Annotated in this window: 15 protein-coding genes; 9 read left to right on the forward strand and 6 right to left on the reverse strand. The window is 49.8% G+C overall.

All coding sequences use genetic code 11. From position 1 onward, the window contains the following. Nucleotides 1-43: 43 nt before the first annotated feature. Nucleotides 44-916, reverse strand: coding sequence for a YicC/YloC family endoribonuclease (locus EL216_RS10615; RefSeq protein ID WP_085390279.1), 873 nt, complete (start codon nt 914-916; stop codon nt 44-46). Nucleotides 917-1,016: 100 nt separating this feature from the next. On the opposite strand from EL216_RS10615, the gene rph reads away from it, so the two are divergent. Together rph and deoC are read left to right on the forward strand one after the other, a co-directional pair. Continuing rightward, nucleotides 1,017-1,745 (forward strand): ribonuclease PH, encoded by a 729-nt coding sequence (gene rph, locus EL216_RS10620; protein ID WP_085390280.1) that lies wholly within the window; start codon nt 1,017-1,019, stop codon nt 1,743-1,745. A gap of 233 nt (nt 1,746-1,978) precedes the next feature. Further along, nucleotides 1,979-2,518, forward strand: coding sequence for a deoxyribose-phosphate aldolase (gene deoC / locus EL216_RS10625; protein ID WP_232005243.1), 540 nt, complete (start codon nt 1,979-1,981; stop codon nt 2,516-2,518). A gap of 106 nt (nt 2,519-2,624) precedes the next feature. Here deoC and EL216_RS10630 read toward each other — a convergent pair whose 3' ends face one another. The 3 genes from EL216_RS10630 to EL216_RS10640 form a co-directional block, all read right to left on the reverse strand. Continuing rightward, nucleotides 2,625-3,797 (reverse strand): MFS transporter, encoded by a 1,173-nt coding sequence (locus EL216_RS10630; protein ID WP_197720432.1) that lies wholly within the window; start codon nt 3,795-3,797, stop codon nt 2,625-2,627. Nucleotides 3,798-4,166: 369 nt separating this feature from the next. Beyond that, nucleotides 4,167-5,309: an ABC transporter permease gene (locus tag EL216_RS10635; RefSeq protein ID WP_085390282.1), complete on the reverse strand. Its 1,143-nt coding sequence runs from the start codon at nt 5,307-5,309 to the stop codon at nt 4,167-4,169. Between the two features lie 110 nt (nt 5,310-5,419). Next, entirely contained in the window at nt 5,420-6,628 is a 1,209-nt protein-coding gene (locus tag EL216_RS10640; protein WP_085390283.1) for an ABC transporter permease, read from the reverse strand. Between the two features lie 373 nt (nt 6,629-7,001). Between EL216_RS10640 and EL216_RS10645 the strand changes: the two genes are divergently transcribed. Continuing rightward, nucleotides 7,002-8,042: an endonuclease/exonuclease/phosphatase family protein gene (locus EL216_RS10645; RefSeq protein WP_085390284.1), complete on the forward strand. Its 1,041-nt coding sequence runs from the start codon at nt 7,002-7,004 to the stop codon at nt 8,040-8,042. 69 nt (nt 8,043-8,111) lie between these two features. Here EL216_RS10645 and EL216_RS10650 read toward each other — a convergent pair whose 3' ends face one another. Together EL216_RS10650 and EL216_RS10655 are read right to left on the reverse strand one after the other, a co-directional pair. After that, entirely contained in the window at nt 8,112-9,032 is a 921-nt protein-coding gene (locus EL216_RS10650; RefSeq protein ID WP_085390285.1) for a hypothetical protein, read from the reverse strand. Between the two features lie 138 nt (nt 9,033-9,170). Next, a complete protein-coding gene (locus EL216_RS10655; protein ID WP_085390286.1) occupies nt 9,171-9,848 on the reverse strand; it encodes a hypothetical protein in 678 nt (225 codons plus the stop codon). A 231-nt stretch (nt 9,849-10,079) separates the two neighbouring features. On the opposite strand from EL216_RS10655, the gene EL216_RS10660 reads away from it, so the two are divergent. The 6 genes from EL216_RS10660 (at nt 10,080) to EL216_RS10685 (ending at nt 14,954) form a co-directional block, all read left to right on the forward strand. Next, nucleotides 10,080-10,880 carry an NUDIX domain-containing protein gene (locus EL216_RS10660; protein ID WP_085390287.1) on the forward strand — a complete coding sequence of 267 codons (801 nt, stop codon included), beginning with the start codon at nt 10,080-10,082 and terminating at the stop codon, nt 10,878-10,880. 75 nt (nt 10,881-10,955) lie between these two features. Beyond that, the gene (locus tag EL216_RS10665) at nt 10,956-11,396 is read left to right on the forward strand and encodes a hypothetical protein (RefSeq protein ID WP_085390288.1); all 441 of its coding nucleotides are present in this window, start codon (nt 10,956-10,958) and stop codon (nt 11,394-11,396) included. Between the two features lie 120 nt (nt 11,397-11,516). Further along, on the forward strand, nt 11,517-11,798 hold the full coding sequence (locus EL216_RS10670; RefSeq protein ID WP_085390289.1) for an accessory factor UbiK family protein: 282 nt from the start codon (nt 11,517-11,519) through the stop codon (nt 11,796-11,798). Between the two features lie 16 nt (nt 11,799-11,814). Further along, on the forward strand, nt 11,815-13,305 hold the full coding sequence (locus EL216_RS10675) for a YifB family Mg chelatase-like AAA ATPase (protein WP_085390290.1): 1,491 nt from the start codon (nt 11,815-11,817) through the stop codon (nt 13,303-13,305). A gap of 109 nt (nt 13,306-13,414) precedes the next feature. Further along, nucleotides 13,415-14,224 carry an SPOR domain-containing protein gene (locus EL216_RS10680; protein WP_085390291.1) on the forward strand — a complete coding sequence of 270 codons (810 nt, stop codon included), beginning with the start codon at nt 13,415-13,417 and terminating at the stop codon, nt 14,222-14,224. Between the two features lie 22 nt (nt 14,225-14,246). Beyond that, nucleotides 14,247-14,954 carry a thiol:disulfide interchange protein DsbA/DsbL gene (locus tag EL216_RS10685; protein WP_085390292.1) on the forward strand — a complete coding sequence of 236 codons (708 nt, stop codon included), beginning with the start codon at nt 14,247-14,249 and terminating at the stop codon, nt 14,952-14,954. Nucleotides 14,955-15,014 lie beyond the last annotated feature (60 nt).

Consider the following 15,014-nt stretch of genomic DNA (forward strand, 5'->3'; position numbering starts at 1 on the left):
GTCTGAAAAATAACCACAGCTTTTTTGCGGGTTTGGCGGAATGTTATTCGATGTTTTGCACTTGTTCGCGCATTTGCTCGATAAGCACTTTCAATTCAACTGAAGCTTGCGTGCATTCAGGAGCGATGGATTTGCTGCCGAGTGTATTGGCTTCACGGTTGAGTTCTTGCATCAGAAAGTCTAAGCGTTTGCCGACGCTGCCTTTGGCGGTGGTAACGATGCGGCGCACTTCGCCGATGTGGGTACGCAGGCGGCTGAATTCTTCGTCTACGTCGGCTTTCTGCATAAATAAGGCGAATTCTTGCTGCAAGCGGTCGTTTTCAATGTTGGCAACGGCCTCTTGCAGGCGGGTACGGACTTTTTCCATGTGGGCTTCAAGCAAAGCAGGGAAAAGCGTGTTGAGGTTGTCGACGATTTTTTCCATCACTTCCAAACGCACCAGTAGGTGTTGTTCCAGTTTTTCGCCTTCGCGTTCGCGGGCGGCGGTGAAGTCGGTTAATGCCTGTTTCAAGAGGCTTTTCACGGCTTCGGCGAATGCTTCTTCATCTTCGTTCTGGCTGACCAACACGCCGGGGAATTTGAGAATGTCGGCCACGGTGAGTTTGCCCAGTTCTTTGTATTCTTTGCGCCATTGTTCGTTGAGCTTGGTGAGTCGGCCGACCAATTCCTGATTTACGTCCAGCCCTTGCGCACTTTGGCCGATGTCTTGAACTTGGATGCGGCATTCGAGTTTGCCGCGGGCTGCTTGGGCGGCGATGGTTTCGCGCAAAGTACTTTCCAGATAACGTAAATCGTCGGGCATGCGGAACTGTACGTCGAGATAACGATGGTTGACGGCGCGGATTTCCAGATTGATGCGTTTGCCGCCGCATTCGCCTGCGGCATTGGCAAAGCCGGTCATGCTGTGGATAGTCATGGTGTTTTACTCCGTTTTAAAAAATATCGAGTGAAATCTTTGAAAATATACCACAAACCGGCGTGTTATAATCCGCCGGTTTGATATCGGAGGAATTTTTATGACCGCCTACACCCGCACTTCGCGCCCCGCCGATGCTTTGCGCAATATTAAAATCACGCCGCATTTTTTGCCGCATGCCGACGGTTCGTGCCTGATTGAATTCGGCAATACCAAAGTTATCTGCACGGCTTCGATCGATGAAAACCTGCCGCCGTTTCTGCGCGGCAAAGATCAGGGCTGGGTAACGGCGGAATACGGCATGCTGCCCGCTTCCACTGCTTCCCGTATGCGTCGCGAGGCTGCTGCGGGCAAACAAAGCGGTCGCACGCAGGAAATCCAACGTTTAATCGGCCGTTCGCTGAGGGCGGTGGTCGAATTGGAAAAACTGGGCGAGCGTCAGATTTTGATTGATTGCGATGTGATTCAGGCCGACGGCGGCACGCGCACGGCTTCGATTACCGGTGCGTTTGTGGCTTTGCAGATGGCGGTTAACAAACTTTTGGAGGCCGGTATGCTGATGCAAAACCCTGTCCGCGAAGCGGTGGCTGCCGTGTCGGTGGGCGTGGTCGGCGGCGTGCCGTTGCTGGATTTGGATTATCCCGAGGATTCGGGTTGCGACAGTGATGTGAATATCGTTATGACCGCTTCGGGCAAAATCATTGAAATACAGGGCACGGCCGAAGGTGCGCCGTTCAGCATCGAAGAGCTGGGTGTGTTGATTACGTTGGGACAAAAAGGGATCGCCGAGTTGGTGCGGTGTCAGCAACAGGCTTTGGAGGCCGTCTGAAAAGATGTTTTCAGACGGCCTTTGGGGTTGTCTTCGGGAAAACGGTTGAGTCTGCTTGCGATAGGGCGTATCGTTATAAATATGTTAACGAAATGAGGATGAGAAAATGGAAGTGGCCCGATACATAGATCACACGCTGCTTAAAGCCGTTGCCCGTCAGGAAGATATTCGGAAGTTGTGCGACGAAGCCAAAGCGCACGGTTTTTTTTTCGGTATGTGTGAACGGTGCCAATGTGGCGTTCGCCGCAAGCCAAGTGGCCGGCAGCGGGATTAAAGTGGCGGCGGTGGTCGGTTTTCCCTTGGGGGCAATGGCGAAAGAGGTCAAGGTTTTTGAGGCGGTGCAGGCTGTTAAAGACGGTGCCTCGGAAATCGATATGGTGATCAATATCGGGGCGTTAAAAAGCGGAGACTATGACTTGGTGGAGCAGGAAATCCTCGAAATCAAACAGGCCATCGGTGATAATGTGTTGAAAGTGATCATTGAAACCTGCTATTTAAGCGACGGGGAAAAAGCCAAAGCATGCGGGCTTGCCGTCAATGCCGGTGCCGATTTTGTGAAAACTTCCACCGGTTTCGGTACGGGCGGAGCAACGCCGGACGATGTGGGTCTGATGAAAAAAGCGGTCGGCGGCCAAGCCCAAGTCAAAGCCAGCGGCGGCATAAAAAATTTGGCCGATGCGCAAAAATACATCGAAGCGGGTGCAACGCGTTTAGGCACAAGCTCGGGTGTGGAAATCGTGCAAGGTTTGCAGGCTGAGGAAGGTAAATACTGATAGCGGCCGTTATATTTCAGGCCGTCTGAAAAATAATGTTTCAGACGGCCTGATTGTTTTTGCGGCCGGCAACGGTTGGAGCCGGCCGGGCGGGATTGCGGCTGAATCAGTTTGCCGGTTTGCGGTAAGTTTCAGGCAGCAGGTATACGGCCAGCAGGTACAGGCAGGAACAAGTGAAATAGAATATCAACGATGTTGTCCAGCCGGTGTGGTCGAGTATTAAGCTCCACAGGAAATTCAGAATCGTATAGAGGCTGTAGGCCAAAGCCCAAATCAGGCCGAACATTATCGTAATACGTTGCGGCGACATATTTGGCAATTCGTGCGGCAGGTTAAGGAAAACCGGATATTGCATAAACATGATACAGCCTGAGGCGAACATCAGCAGATAAGAGATGGCGGGCATAGCCTGGGCGGTTAGGAAAGCCGCGGCCATTGTGCCGATCATGCCGGCTCCCGCCAACAGCAATACGGGGCGGCGTGTACGCTCCAGTTTCACACGCATCATGATCAGTGTGCCGAGGATACCGCCTCCGCTCACTGCCAGCAGCATCATGCTTTTATCGATGGTATCGACATGTTTGGGGAATATTGCGGGAAGGCTGGTTAAAGACATCACATACAAAAACAGATAACCGCCAAAGCCCAAAGAAATTTTCCAGATAAACGGATCGGCCAAAGCCTGTTTATAGCCGTATTGTTTCACAGAACCATCGGGCTGGCCTGCGGTGTCGAAGTTTTCGGCTTTAACCAGCCATAATGTGAATAATATAACCGTCAGCAGAGCAATAGCCGACAGAGTGATGCGCCAGTCGGCATGCAGTTCGTCGGACCAAACCGTGAATAAGACGGCAATGATGAAGGCACCGATATTGTAAGATGCGGTAATCAATGCACTGTATGTCAGCTTATAGTGTTGGCTGACAAACCGGGCGACGATCGGGTTCATATACACCATGATCATAGAACCGCCCAATGCCATAATCATGCGGGCGACAGTATAGAACCAATAGTTTGGAAGCCAAACTGCAATGAGAGAGAAACACAGTAATCCCAATGCCAGAGTTACTGCTTTTTTTACACCCAGCTTAATCAGGAAATAGGCTGCCAGAAAATTTGCAAAAATTCTGGCTATGGTAATGGTATAATTGATAACTTGGCCTACAACGGAAGATACATGTCCGTCGAAATAGGTTTCCAGAATTTGCGGGCTTAGTGTCGAACCGCCCACCCAGCTTGCCGCAAAAGTAATATACGCAAGCAAAAGGATAAAGAACATACTTATGCCGGTTCGCTGGCTTACTTGTTTGGTTGTCGTCATGAAAATTCTCAATGGTATGTGAAATAAATTTTTCCGATTTTAGCATAAAAGCAATAAATTTCCCTTATCAACTTTATTGTGATATAAAAACCTAATAATGTAATAAATAATGCAAATTAATGATTTTATTTCTGTTTTGTAATTTTTTATCCTGATTTTATCGATCGAGATTTCAAATTTTATTGTTTTAAAAAAGAGAAAGGCCGTCTGAATTTTTTCAGACGGCTTTTTATCAATTAGATTTACCGGTATCTGTCCAATATGCGGAAGCAACCCGGTAAACGGAATCTTTCATGCAGTTTTATTTTATTCGGCTGCCCAAGAGTTTCAATTACGCGGGATAGGAAGAGCAGTGTGTTTTTTTACATACCACAGTAATATCAAAAGGTACCCCGCCAGTAGGGTCAGTAGCACCAACAGTAAATAGGCGGCATCGGCAAACGGCGTACCGATTTGGTTGAAGCGCACCGAAGCTTGAATGCCCGCCGTGCTCGGAATCAGCCAGCGCAACCACTGCAACGGCAGCGGCAGCAATTCGGCGGGCCAAGCATAGCCGCTGAGGAAAAACATCGGAATCGACGTGAACATCAACAACTGCAAAGAACGCTCACGCTTTTGAAACCACAGCCCGAACAAACAGCCGAGCGTGGCAACCGTAGGTGCGAACAGCAGTGTGAACGCCAGCATGCCGCCGATATTCTGTCCGCGCCCGTAGTCTTGGATATAAAACACCCAGCCGAAGTAAAACAGCGACATCAGCCAGCCCATCACCGAAAGCGCGGCAATTCTGCCCGCCCACGCCTGCATGGTGGCGTATTGCCGTTTCTGTTCGCGCCATGTACCCACCAGCAACGCCGAACCCATCATCAAAAGCTGCTGCACAATCAGCACCGCCACGCCCGGCACGACATAATTGCCGTAGCCTTGAGTCGGGTTGTATTGCACCTGCATCACAAACGGTATCGGATTTTGCGCGGCCAAAGCTTGTTCCGAAGTCATGCCGCCCGCTTGTAGACGTTTGATTTGAATGCCTGCCGAAACCGTGCCGACCACTTCGGCAAAACCGGTTCGCACTTCTTTGCTGACTAAGAGATAACTGCCGTTGGCTAACACCCCTGCCCGTGCGGGACGCTGCATCATCACATCGTTTTTCAAACCGGCGGGCAATACCATATAGCCGCCGATTTCCCCTTTCCACAAGGCTGTTTTCGCATCATTCTCGCTGGGCATCACCCGAACGTCCAAACGCGGGCTGGCTTCTGCCATGCGGATGATGCGCTGCGACAAAGTGCTTTTGTCGTAATCGACGATTGCCGCCGGAATCCGCCGCGCCGCCTGCGTGCTGTACGGCCACGGATAGAAAAAGCCGTAAAGCACAGGTGCGATTACCAACATCAGCAGCACGCCTTTGTCGGAAAAGATGTTGCGGACAGTGTCGATAAATGCGGCGGTGAAGATTTTCTGTTTCATGTTCGGGAAAGTTTTGCAGTTTGTTTTTGGTACAAGGCACAGCAGAAACTAAAGTCTATTGGTCATCGTATTTTCAGACGGCCTCCAAGCTGAGGAGGCCGTCTGAAAAACTATCGTGCGCCCCAACGTTCGGGCAGCCGGTAGGCACGTTGCGACAATTTGGTTGCAACCGACAACAGTAAAACTGCGGCCAATGCCGACCACAACAGCGGCGCGGCCGACCATTGCCACGGTATGCCCATTTCCAGCAACCCTTGCTGTAATTCCAGATAATGCGTGAGCGGCAATATGTCCGACCAATTTTGCGCCCATGTCGGCATGGCGATACGCGGAAATGCAATGCCCGAAAAAGCGAAAGCGGGTGCGGTAATGAAGCCGGTGGTAGACAGCCCCATACGCAGCGACATCGGCAAAGCGGTGGCGATCACGCCCAGCCACAACGACACCAGCATCATCAAACACAGCCCTAAAAATGCGGCCAGCCACGACAACCCGCCGACATCATGCGTTTGCGCCAGCAGCCACAACAGCATGCCGCTCCATACGGTAAAGGCCAGCGCCGGCCACAGCAGCTTGCCGCACAGTGCGGACATGGCATCGCCAAAGCGGATATGGCCGTCTTTCAGACGGCAGCCTGCCGCCGTCAGCCAATCGTGCAGGCTTTTATCGCGGATTTCCCGTCCGAAAGCCACCGCACCGGCGGTCATGGCCAGAATGTGCAGCAGCCCCGGAATCAGCGTGGCGGCCAGAAATTGCTGGTAGTCGGTGGAAATATTGAACAGCGCGGAAGTGCTCGTGCGTATCGGGCTGAACGTATTTTCCGCCTGTTGCGGCGAAGCGCCGCGTTTGTTGAGGGCTTTCATTTCCACCCCTGCCGAGAGCGTGCCCGCCACGGCTTGCACGTCGCGCACCAATACGCCGGAAAACGAACCGAACTGCCCGTTGAGCTGCAAAATCAACGGCGAAGCTCCGCCTTGCTTGAGTTGTCGGGAAAAACCGTCGGGAATCACCACCACGCCGTATACGTCGATTCCGTCCAAACCTTGTTGTGCTGCGCGCTCGTCGGTATAAGTCCGAACTACTTTCAAAGCCGGTGCGCCGTCGAGATAACGCACCACTTGACGCGATAAGGCACTGTGGTCTTTATCCAGCACACCGACGGGCAGATCGGTGATGGCGGCGCGGGCAAACATCCACCACACCAGCAATACGCTGGCAAGCGGCAACCACAGCAGCAGCGAAAGCTCCCAGCGTTCACGGCTCAGATAGTTCAATTCCAAACGCGCACTTTGCCAAAAGATGTCGGTTAGTTTATTCATAGGTATCTTGGTTTTTCAGACGGCCTCTTCAGCTTGGAGGCCGTCTGAAAATCATTCTTGTCGCAAATAAAGCCGAAAATCCGATTCGTGTTCATATTAACTTTTTTCAGACGGCCTGTTTTTCCCTGTCGAAACAAGCAATCTGCCTGAAAAAGCAATCAAAAAAATCATATCATCAATACCATCTTACCGCACGAAACAAATTAAACTATCTATTCGAAACAAATAGCCGGGCCAATTCGGGATTGATATAAAACAAGGCCGTCTGAAAATCGGCCCGTTCCCGTCTGTAAATAACTTTTTACTTCATAAACAAAGTAATATATTTAAAATATACACGAGGTTTTCGAAAACAGCTCTCATAGGAAAAACCATGACCTATTATGCAGGAATCAAAAAAATCCAAGACGCTTCCATCCGCCACCGCACCATCGAAGGCCTGCAACGCCTGCGCCGAGCCTTGGCCGAGCAGATTCCCACACGCACCGTCTCCGACACTCTGCTGCTTGCCACATGGAACATCCGCGAGTTCGATTCCGGCAAATACGGCTACCGCAGCGAAGAAGCCTATTACTACATTGCCGAAATCCTCAACCATTTCGACCTTATTGCCATCCAAGAAGTGCGGGACGGCCTCTACCCGCTGCAACACCTGCAACGGCTGCTCGGCGACAACTGGCAGTTTCTCGTTACCGACGTAACCCTAGGCACGTCCGGCAACTCCGAGCGCATGGCCTATCTCTATGACCGCCGCAAAGTCAGCTTCACCGGTTTGGCCGCCGAACTCGTACTGCCCAAAGACAAAAACGCTGAACAGGAACCCTTGCAGCTCGCCCGTTCACCCTATGTGGCAGGCTTCAAAGCAGGCTGGGCCTACCTCACCCTCGCCACCGTACACATCTACTACGGCAAAGGCGTGGCCGTCGATCCGCGCCGATTCGACGAAATCAAATCATTTAGCCGAACCATCGCCAAACACGCCGCCAAACTTTCCGGCGCACCGCAATACCGTCCCGGCGCAGAAGTAAAACCCGACAACCTCATCATGCTTGGCGACTTCAACATCTTCAACCGCAGCGACGTAACCATGCAGGCGATTACCGAAGCCGGATTCGTCGTTCCCGAAGAACTCAAAACCATCCCCGGCTCCAACGTCGCCAAAAACCGCCACTACGACCAAATTGCCTACTACAAACAGCTTGCCAAACTTAAGCCCACCGGATGCGCAGGTGTATTCGACTTCTTCGAACACGTTTACCGCTTGGAAGACGAAGCCGCCTACGCCCAAGAGCGCGAAACCAAGCCCGGCCGCAGTTTCAAAGACTGGCGCACCTACCTCATGAGCGACCACCTGCCGATGTGGATTGAATTGGGGATTGACGACAGCGATACTTATTTGAGCGGATTGAAATAGTTTTTAAAAAGCCGAAAGCAAAAGGCCGTCTGAATATTTCAGACGGCCTTTTGCTTTTTAAGCCTAAATTTAATCATCTTCAAAATTTTTTATTATCGTCGAATTGGTAACATCTGTGATATCAATATTTTTTGTATTGGGATAACATTTTTTACAAGGCTTAAATCCTAATTTTTCAAGAATAGTTGTATTTTCTATAGGTATATTAGAATTTATAGCAGTAGCATAATAGTAAGTCAGAAGAAGATCTTTCATTGAAAATCTAAATTCTTTTTTAAATTTGATTTCTAGATCTTCTTTTGTCGTGATATTTTTATTTTTTATTTTATTTATTCTAATTTGGTCTTCTTCACTTAAAGATAGATACCAACTATCAAATTTAGATAATAATTGATCTATTTTCTCTTCTATTTTTTTTAAATTCCAATTGTCAAAACTTTCTCTTCCACTATTAGGACGAAATTGTTTCTCAAAATTAGACCAGCTAACTTTATTCCATTTTGTTTCTACTTGAGCGAGAAATTTCATCTTATCCCCATTATTAATCCAATCTTCAGGTGTTCTCATTTCATTATTTCTGTGATCAATGATAGGTGTCTTAAACCATAATCTAAACTCCTCTACACCTTTTGTTTTGTAAAATTCTAAAAAATTAGCAGGTAAGTTATAATTTTCATAATCTTTATTAAGCCACTCGCAGTCTTTATCCCGATGAAATCTGGGTTCTCTTGGTTTTTTGGCTTTTTTAAAATTATCTGTAGTTTGGATTTTTATCCACTTATTACATATTATTTTTTGAAATAGAGGATTATTTGGTTCAGTTAGTAATATTTTGCACAAAAATAATCTCTTTTTCTCTAAATCGCTGAACCAATCAATATCTTTATCTGCGTAAATTTTATTACACTCTCTTGTTAGGTCATCATTATTGAGTGTCGTTTCTCTGTTAGCAACTAATCGTCCAAAATTAAATCTAGAGATGTAAGCCATTTGTTCTCCTTTTCTTTATCAAAGTTAGTTATAAATAGTTGTAATTAAAATATTAATTATCATCTAATTAATTAAGATATAGCATAATTAAAAGGCCGTCTGAAATCAATTTTTCAGACGGCCTCATTTATCCATACCTCACAATTTCTTAAATTCCCAAACCTTCCCATCTTCATGAAAGCTCAAATAATACTGCGCGCCCACGGCTTCGATGGTAGCAGTGTGCCAGAAGCGTTTCTTTTGCTTGCCGAGCAATACGAAAGAAACGTAATAAGGTTCGGTGATAACGGCATCGACGGATTTTGCTTTGGCCGACCAGTTGCGGGCAACGGGCACGACATCGGCAAAGCGGACTTTGGCAAGCGGGGTGAGGTATTGGTAGCGGGCGATGCGTTCTGCAGCGGGGATACGCATGGTTTGGGTAAGCGTCCATCGGCCGCGTTCGTAAATATAGTGGTCGATTTTTTCGGGTTGGTTGGGGTTTTGGATATCGACTTCGATGCGCGGGCGCACGCCGTCGAAAAAGTCTACGCTTTCATACACATTAACGGCTTTGCCGTGAAGCAGCGGCAGGTTTTTTAAAGCATCTTCGGCGGCTTGCAGGGCGGCGGCGTTTTCCAATAGGTTGCCTTGATAAAAAACTTCGCTTTGCGAAGCTGCCACAACAGGCGCGGCGGCAAAGGCACGATACCCGTTGCAGCCGTAGCCATTTAGGGCTAAGGCGGTAAGAAGCACGGACAAGACGGCCAATCGGGATAGGCCGGTTTGTTTACGTTTGTTACGGGATGCGGATGGCGGATTGGTCGGGGCAGGCATAGACGGTCGGCAGCGGTTGAGCGGAATGCAGAATTAAAGTAGGCTGAAAATAGCATTGTGCCGATGAAAAAACAAGTTATTCCGTGCGGTTTTTTGTGCAACCGGTTTAAGTGCAAACTATGTTTGCCGTTCATTTAACCAGTTGTGGTTGAGGGGCAACGGATGACGGCTTTCAGGCATTTCTGTATATTCCGTTTTTCACAAAAATTTCTGTGTGGTTTGGAGGAAATAATGGATGCTTCCCGTCCGTTGGTTCGTGTGGTGGCCGGTGTCGTGTTGAACGGGCAAGGCCGCTATTTGCTCAGTTCGCGCCCCGAAGGTAAGCCTTATGCGGGGTATTGGGAATTTGCAGGCGGTAAGGTTGAGGCGGGCGAAACGGAGTTGCAGGCGTTAAAACGCGAGTTTGAAGAAGAGTTGGGCATTCAAATCCGCCGAGCGCGGCCGTGGCTGACTAAGATTCACGATTACGAGCACGCGCGGGTGCATCTGCGTTTTTTCCGTGTGGGAGCGGGGGATTGGTCGGGAGAAATTCAAGCGTGCGAAGGGCAGGCTTGGTCGTGGCAGCGGGCGGGGGATTTCGACGTATCGCCGATGCTGCCTGCCAACGGCCCGTTGCTGGCTGCGCTGGCGGTGCCGACGGAGCTTCAAGGCCGTCTGAAAACGGGCTTGTATGGCGAAAACGGTATGGGCGGATACCGTGTGGTGCCGTTTGAGTCGGCGGAGCCGCAGCATGGAAATGTTTTGATTGAAGAAACCGAATTGGTAAAGCGCGGCAAAATGCCGGAAGCCGACAGTGTTTGGGTAGTGATTTCCCGGCCGGAACAATGGCTGCGTGTGCAGGATGCCGATGTAGTGGTGTGGCAGGTGCAGAATCCGGCTGCGGCGGAAGCGGTTTGTTCGGTGTTGGAAGACGGAGTTTCCGTGCCTTTGGTGGTGTCCGCTGCATCCGACGCGGCGGGAACATACCGCAACCGCTGGTTGGCTTTGGGGGCGCATACGGTATTGGTTGACGATGAAACCGAATGGGCCTGAAGGTAGCCCGTCTAAGTTTTTATTTTGATTGAGTTGTTATCACTAGATTTTTGATTGTTTTGAGGCCGTCTGAAAATGTCGAAATTAACCCGAAACCAGAAAATTTTGATTGCCGTTGTGCTGCTGGCGTTTGCTGCGGTGAAAGTCGTTTCTTTGTTGTGGTGGCAAGGACAGCAGCCCGATATTACGCCGGTAAGCGAAGCCGCTTGTAATGTACGCACGGGCTGCCGGTTGCCAAACGGTGCGACCGTGAAGTTCAGTGAAAATGTTTCCGCCAAAGCCCCGTTCGATATCGTGGTGCGCGATGTCGGGCCGTCGGTGCAGGAAGTGTTTGTGAGCTTTTCGATGAGCAACATGGATATGGGTTTCAACCGCTACAAACTCATCCGTCAGGAAGACGGCACATGGGCGGCAAACCAAATCCGCCTGCCGGTGTGCACGCAAAACCGCAACGATTATCTGGCCGACATCCATATCGGTAACGAGGTTTTTCAGACGGCCTTTACTGCCGAGTAGCGCCTGTAATGCTGAAAAATTGCGAAGGCCGTCTGAAAGTACACCGTACAGCGGTTTTCAGACGGCCTGATTCGCTATACAATGCCACAAACCCCATCTTACAAAAGAAGGAAGACCAAAATGATCGGTAAAAAACTATTTGAAGAAGTGTCTGCCAAACTGAGCGAGACCATCGCCAACAGCCCCGCCAAAGACGTGGAAAAAAACGTGAAAGCCATGTTGGGCAGCGCATTCAACCGCATGGATTTGGTTACCCGCGAAGAATTCGACATCCAACAACAAGTGCTGATTAAAACCCGCACCAAATTGGCAGAATTGGAAGCACGTCTTGCCAAGCTTGAAGGCGAACAGCCGCTACAACAAGTGGAAACCGTTGCCGAAGTGCCGGAACAAGTGGAATAAGGCCGCTTGAAGCAAGATGTCCTTAGCCGTTGTTTACAGCCGTGCATTAAACGGTATGAATGCGCCGTTGGTCGAGGTGGAAGCTCACCTTGCCAACGGTTTACCCGCTTTCAATATCGTCGGTCTGCCCGACACCGAAGTCAAAGAAAGCCGCGACCGTGTGCGAGCGGCCATCATACAGAGCGGATTCGATTTCCCCGCTAAAAAAATCACTGTAAACCTTGCGCCCGCAGACTTGCCTAAAGAGTCGGGGCGTTTTGATTTGCCTATCGCTCTCGGTATCTTGGCCGCATCGGGGCAGATCGCCGGTGACAAACTGCCCCAATATGAATTCGCCGGCGAGCTGGCTTTGTCCGGCACCTTGCGCCCCGTGCGCGGTGCACTGGCAATGGCTTGGCAAGCCATGCAGGCGGGCAGGGCATTCGTGCTGCCGTCTGAAAACGCCGAACAAACTGCGGTAATGAGGGGCATCACTGTTTACGGTGCCGACAGTCTGGGCCAAGTTGCCGCCCATCTGAATGCAGTCGAACCGTTGGCGCAAACCGTTTATGATGCGCATATCAGGCCGTCTGAAAACATCAATTTCCCCGATTTGAAAGACGTTAAAGGCCAGCATACGGCGCGGTTGGCTTTGGAAATTGCCGCCGCGGGCGGACACAGCCTGCTGATGATGGGACCACCGGGCACGGGAAAATCGATGCTCGCCCAACGTTTGCCGGGTATTTTGCCGCCGCTGACCGACGAGGAATTGATTGAGGTGTGGTCGCTGCGCTCGTTGCTGCCGAATCATAGGCAGGAATTGGACTACAAAAAACCTTATCAAACCCCCCATCATACTTCCAGCCAAGTGGCCATAGTCGGCGGAAATTCGGGGCCCGGAGAAATCTCGTTGGCTCACAACGGAATTTTATTTTTAGATGAACTTCCCGAGTTTGACCGCAAGGTTTTAGAGGTGTTGCGCGAGCCTTTGGAAAGTGGGGAAATTCACATTTCCCGCGCTTCCCATAAGGCGGTTTATCCGGCCAAATTCCAATTGGTTGCGGCAATGAATCCGTGTCCGTGCGGTTACCTCGGTCATCCGGTTAAGCCTTGCCGCTGCACGCCCGAAAGTATAGCCCGCTACCGCAGCAAAATCTCCGGCCCACTGCTAGACCGCATTGATTTAACCATTGAAGTCCCTGGCCTTTCCTCAGCCGAATTGATGCGGCAAGAGGCGGGCGAAAGCAGTGCGGAAGTTTTAAAACGCGTTGAAGCGGCAAGAGAAAAACAGTATTCGAGACAAGGTAAAGTGAATGCCGCCCTGAGTGTTACGGAACTGGATACTATTGCAATGGTCAGTAAAGAGGCCCAACAAGCGTTAGGGGAATTGCTGGAAAAGTTATCGCTGTCGGCCCGCAGCTTCCACCGTATTATGCGGGTGGCGCGCACGTTGGCGGATTTGGGCAATGACGAAACGGTAAACCGTTCGCATGTGTTGCAGGCAGTAAGTTTTCGTCGGGCTTTGTAAGGGCTTTTGCCCAATAACATAAGATGTTGTTAAAATGGACAGCCTGAAAATTTGGGTAAATTAAAGTGTTTTCAGACGGCATCTCGGAATAAAAAAGATAAGGTATTTTATGGACGCAAAAAAACAATACGGTAAAGGCCTTTCAGGTTTTATGTTGGGTTTGCTGTTGGCAACTGCTGTAATTGCAGGTGTGTTGTTCTTTTTAAATAAAAGCAATCAGAAAGTTTTCAAAAAAGAAGAAGCTCCGAAAGAGCTGCCTGCGCCGGAAATTCTAACACCTAGAAGCAGTGAGCCTATCATATCGGTGCCGCAGCAGCAGGCTTCCGGTGCAGTCAGCCCTCCCGCTTCCGATGTATTAGGCGGTTTTATTCAGGAACAACAAGCTTCTGAGTCGGTAGAAAAGATTGAGGAACCTGAAGAAACTTTTCCCGACGTAATAGACGTGATACCGGTGCCGCAAAAACCGGAAACCAAACCTGTTGAAAAGCCGGCCCAGAAAGCCAAACCTAAAGCTGAAACCAAACCGGTCGAGAAAAAAGCCGATGCAGAAAAAGAAGAATCTAAGAAAGCGGCCAAACCGACACCCGAGCAGATTTTAAACAGCGGCAGTATTGAAAAAGCCCGTGAAGAAGCTGCCCAAGCAGAGGCCGAACGTAAAAAAGAACGCCAAGCGCAGTCCTCTGAAGAAGGCGGCCGTATCGTGCTGCAAATGGGGTCGTTCGGCAACCGTGAAAGTGCTGAAGCACACCGTGCCAAGCTGGCAATGATGGGGGTGTCGTCCAGTATCGTTGAGGGAGCCACCGGCGGTAAGTCCGTCTATCGTGTCCAAAGCAGCCGGATGAATAAAGAAGCGGCTCGGAAAGCGCAACAAACTCTTAAACAGAACGGTGTGGACAGCTTTGCCCGCACGGTGAAATAAAACTTAAACTTAAGGAAAGCACATGAAATTGAAAACCGTATTGCTGACCGCCGTTGCAGCATTGGCATTGACAGCTAATGTTTACGCGGCGACTGAAGGTAAAGATTATACCGTATTACCCAAGCCGATTCCTCAGAGCCAGGCAGATAAAATCGAGGTATTGGAGTTTTTCGGTTATTTCTGCGTACATTGTTATCACTTGGATCCTGTGCTCCTGAAGCATGCAAAAACATTCCCTTCAGACACTTATCTGCGTACCGAACATGTTGTATGGCAACCTGAAATGCTGGGGTTCGCACGTGTGGCGGCTGCAGTAAACAGTTCAGGTTTGAAATACCAGGCCAATCAGGCCGTATTCCGTGCGGTTTATGAAGAGAAAATCAATTTGGCCGATTCTGCGACCTTTAAGCAATGGGCGGCAGCCCAAAAGGGTTTTGATGGCAAAAAACTGATTGCCGCCTATGACTCTTTCGGCAATCAAGCCCAAGCGAAAAGAATGGAAGATTTGACCAATACCTATCAAATCAGCGGTACTCCGACAGTTATCGTCGGTGGTAAATACCAAGTGAAATTTACCGGCGACTGGCAGGCAGGGATGAAAACAATTGATGAATTGGTAGCAAAAGTCCGTACCGAGCGTGGTATGAAAACGCCTTCTGCCAAGCCGGTTGCAGTTGCACCTGCTTTGAAAAGCAAAGGGGCATTGCTTGCAAAGGCTGCCAACAAATAACATTTTGATAGAGCCGCAATATTGAGTTGTTCGGCTAATCGGGCAGTCGTAAGGCTGCCT

It is taken from the genome of Neisseria animaloris, assembly GCF_900637855.1.
In the GTDB taxonomy this organism is placed as follows: domain Bacteria; phylum Pseudomonadota; class Gammaproteobacteria; order Burkholderiales; family Neisseriaceae; genus Neisseria; species Neisseria animaloris.

Coding starts and splice junctions, on each gene's coding strand:
- EL216_RS10640 (WP_085390283.1), bottom strand. CDS start 6,628: ATGAATAAACTAACCGACATCTTTTGGCAAAGTGCGCGTTTGGAATTG.
- EL216_RS10670 (WP_085390289.1), top strand. CDS start 11,517: ATGATCGGTAAAAAACTATTTGAAGAAGTGTCTGCCAAACTGAGCGAG.
- EL216_RS10650 (WP_085390285.1), bottom strand. CDS start 9,032: ATGGCTTACATCTCTAGATTTAATTTTGGACGATTAGTTGCTAACAGA.
- EL216_RS10675 (WP_085390290.1), top strand. CDS start 11,815: ATGTCCTTAGCCGTTGTTTACAGCCGTGCATTAAACGGTATGAATGCG.
- EL216_RS10615 (WP_085390279.1), bottom strand. CDS start 916: ATGACTATCCACAGCATGACCGGCTTTGCCAATGCCGCAGGCGAATGC.
- EL216_RS10665 (WP_085390288.1), top strand. CDS start 10,956: ATGTCGAAATTAACCCGAAACCAGAAAATTTTGATTGCCGTTGTGCTG.
- EL216_RS10635 (WP_085390282.1), bottom strand. CDS start 5,309: ATGAAACAGAAAATCTTCACCGCCGCATTTATCGACACTGTCCGCAAC.
- EL216_RS10630 (WP_197720432.1), bottom strand. CDS start 3,797: ATGTTCTTTATCCTTTTGCTTGCGTATATTACTTTTGCGGCAAGCTGG.
- EL216_RS10660 (WP_085390287.1), top strand. CDS start 10,080: ATGGATGCTTCCCGTCCGTTGGTTCGTGTGGTGGCCGGTGTCGTGTTG.
- EL216_RS10680 (WP_085390291.1), top strand. CDS start 13,415: ATGGACGCAAAAAAACAATACGGTAAAGGCCTTTCAGGTTTTATGTTG.
- EL216_RS10645 (WP_085390284.1), top strand. CDS start 7,002: ATGACCTATTATGCAGGAATCAAAAAAATCCAAGACGCTTCCATCCGC.
- EL216_RS10685 (WP_085390292.1), top strand. CDS start 14,247: ATGAAATTGAAAACCGTATTGCTGACCGCCGTTGCAGCATTGGCATTG.
- rph (WP_085390280.1), top strand. CDS start 1,017: ATGACCGCCTACACCCGCACTTCGCGCCCCGCCGATGCTTTGCGCAAT.
- EL216_RS10655 (WP_085390286.1), bottom strand. CDS start 9,848: ATGCCTGCCCCGACCAATCCGCCATCCGCATCCCGTAACAAACGTAAA.